Raw genomic sequence first — 2,999 nt, 5'->3', positions numbered from 1 at the left:
ACGGTGCGATAAGGAGTTTCATCGGCCCAACACCAGCTAGAACTACTCCTAAGCCTCCGATTATAGTCCCGTCCAAATCTTTGGCAAGAAGTAATTCCGGCGTAAAGCCATACGAACGATAACTATCAAGCCAAGAATGAATTTGTAAATAAATTCCTCTAGGATTTCTTTGAATAAATTCATCCCAAAGTTGCCAATCTGTGTTATCCTGAGTCCAGTAAATTCTAATAGATTCCAAAAATTATCAAGTTTTCCTCCAAAGTTGCTTTTATCTAATTAAAGGTTCAAATGATTTTAAAAAAACATTTGAAACTCTATTGAATCATTCCTCAAGAACTCTGTTACTTTATATAATATCAAGCTAAGGCAATTTGTAAATGAAAATTTTTGAATGCGATAACTGTAGTTATCCACTTTATTTTGAAAATCTAAGATGTGAAAAATGTGGTCATTTTTCAGGTTATTCGCATACACATCAAGACATGAAAACATTTACGGCTGCAAATGGATTTTTTAATTCAGACACAGATGCCGATGTTTTTAAATATTGTAAGAATTCGGGTTCTGGGGTTTGTAATTGGATTTTACCCGCCAGGGAAGAGATTGAATACTGCCTAGCTTGTTCCTTGAATCGAATCATTCCCGATTTATCTATCAAGGAAAACACCGAAAAATGGCAAAAGCTCGAAATTGCCAAACATAGGTTGGTTTATCAATTGCAAAGGCTGGGATTACCCATCACTTCCCGATCGAAGGATTCAAAAAATGGTCTCTGCTTTGATTTTGTTGCGAAACAAGGTGATCCTAAAGTAATGACCGGTCACAATAATGGAATCATTACAATAGTACTTTCGGAAGCAGATACGGTGCATAGAGAATATGTTAAAAAACAATTGTCCGAACCCTACCGCACATTGATTGGTCACTTTAGACATGAAGTAGGGCACTACTATTGGAGCTTGTTAGTATCAGAGAATCAAAAAATTCTTTCTGAATTCCGTGAAGTATTTGGAGATGAAAGAGTGGATTATTCTCATTCCTTAAAGAATCATTATCAATTTGGAGCCCCATCAAATTGGACAGAGAGTTTTATTAGCCAATATGCTACTTCACATCCGTGGGAAGATTGGGCAGAAACATGGGCTCACTATCTACATATCATGGATATGACAGAAACTTCAAACTACTTTGGAGTGGAAGTAAATCCAAGAGTGAAAGATCCAACTTTTAAGGGAAAAGTTGATTTTGATCCTTATGAAATTTTAGACTTCCATAAGATTTATAAGTCCTGGGCTCCTATCTCACTAGTAATTAATAGTTTAAATAGGTCAATGGGCGTTTCTGATATGTATCCATTTGTAGTTAGTCAAAAAGTTATTCAAAAAATGAATTTCATCCATAACCTTTTGACAGATTAAAAATGAATAGATCAATCAATTTTTTTACCATTTACCACGACATTTTTTAATGTAAATCCACTTACACTAGAGGGATCAAAAGTTTCTTTTTCAGCCCTGATATTCAGATTTTCAAAATGAAAATCAGCTAAACGATCATGTTCCGTGATTGCCACGTCGAAAAAAATATTACATTCCAAATCAATATTCTTCATCGTGATATGATCGGAATATGAAATAGGTACTTCTTCTCTTCCTTTAAGGTCAAAAAACTGGGTCCATGGTTTTACATAAATAAAACTTCGGGCTTGTCCTGTGATATTTTCTACAGTTATGTATTCATAATGTTGAGGTGTATCTGGCCTCATTTTAAGCCAAAGTAGCCGAATAGCATCTTTTACTTTTACATTACGCATGATAATATTTTTATTATGAATGGACTCGCTTCCATTTGTTAAAGCAGAATGACAAAAACCAAACTCACTATCCTCAATAATGATATTAGTGTTTTCGCCATTATTTGGATCTTTATCAGCCCAAGGACCTTTTCCTCCTTTTAAAGCAATCGCATCATCATTCACGGCAAGATAGCATCCTTTGATGAGTACGTTATGAACCACATCCAAATCAATAGCATCTGTGCTTGGGGCTTTTACAGGTTCATGTGGGGATGTGATAGTAAGATCCAAGAGTTTGATATTATTACTCTGATAATAATGACTGCTCCAAAATCCTGCATTAATAAGCTTAACATCTTGTAATTGAACATCGTTACTTTTCCAAATAAAAACGAGTCTAGGGCGGGAAACTTCAAGATTGGTGCAATTGGGATCTTCCTTTCTTCTTTGCCAAAAGGCTTCCCAAAATTTTAAGCCATTTCCATTAATTGTACCCATTCCAGTGATTGAAAAGCCATCAACTCCATAGGCATTTACCAGTGCGGCAAAGTAATCCAGATTTTGCCCCTCCATTCTTGAAGGGATTTTAGGATAATCTGAAATGTCATCAGAGCCTTTTAAAACGGCTCCCTCTTCTAAATGAAGATGTGTATTTGGTTTGAAAAATAATGCTCCACTAAGGAAAGTTCCTTTTGGAATGATGATTACTCCACCCCCACTTTGGCTGGCTTGATCAATAATCCACTGGATTTTTTCAGTTTGCAAAAGGGTACTATCTGCAAAAACCCCATGAGAGGTAATAACATATTGTTTCCCTAAATCATCTAATTTTAATTTGGTGTAATCATGAAACCAAGGGGAAATAGTGGAACCATCTGGCCACTTGTTCTGTGAAAAAACTGGCGTTTGCTGTAAGAATCCTAGCAAAAGAAAGGCAGGAAGAGTAAGAAGTAACCAATATTTTTTCATGATAGGTTTAGGATTATTAAATCTCTGAATGGTAAAATACCAAAAAAAGGAAGGGGGACTGTACCCACCTATCCTTTTTCCAATTTTTAAATGGGATTGTTTTTTTAAAATCTAAAGACAAAAATTTGAAAAATCCTCAATTCATACCTTAAGAAAATTTCTCATTTTTGTTATTTAGAGATAGAGGATAGTATTCCGAAATAATCAAATTGATGCTTCAAGAAGTCTTGTACAG

General features: G+C 35.0%; 3 protein-coding genes. 1 reads left to right on the top strand and 2 read right to left on the bottom strand.

Annotation, left to right across the window (positions count from 1 at the left end; translation table 11 throughout):
• On the bottom strand, window positions 1-238 hold a 238-nt coding region (locus Q0L68_RS18800; protein ID WP_296705788.1), incomplete at its 3' end, for a hypothetical protein.
• Between the two features lie 139 nt (window positions 239-377).
• Here Q0L68_RS18800 and Q0L68_RS18795 point away from each other — a divergent pair.
• A complete protein-coding gene (locus Q0L68_RS18795; protein ID WP_296705787.1) occupies window positions 378-1,418 on the top strand; it encodes a putative zinc-binding metallopeptidase in 1,041 nt (346 codons plus the stop codon).
• Window positions 1,419-1,429: 11 nt separating this feature from the next.
• Here Q0L68_RS18795 and Q0L68_RS18790 read toward each other — a convergent pair whose 3' ends face one another.
• Entirely contained in the window at window positions 1,430-2,764 is a 1,335-nt protein-coding gene (locus Q0L68_RS18790) for a glycosyl hydrolase family 28 protein (protein WP_296705786.1), read from the bottom strand.
• Window positions 2,765-2,999: the final 235 nt, after the last annotated feature.

The organism is Algoriphagus sp., from assembly GCF_024642405.1.
Taxonomy (GTDB): domain Bacteria; phylum Bacteroidota; class Bacteroidia; order Cytophagales; family Cyclobacteriaceae; genus Algoriphagus.
Note: the sequence above shows the minus strand (reverse complement) of the source record. Positions and strands in the feature narration are given on the sequence as shown.

Coding starts and splice junctions, on each gene's coding strand:
- Q0L68_RS18795 (WP_296705787.1), top strand. CDS start 378: ATGAAAATTTTTGAATGCGATAACTGTAGTTATCCACTTTATTTTGAA.
- Q0L68_RS18790 (WP_296705786.1), bottom strand. CDS start 2,764: ATGAAAAAATATTGGTTACTTCTTACTCTTCCTGCCTTTCTTTTGCTA.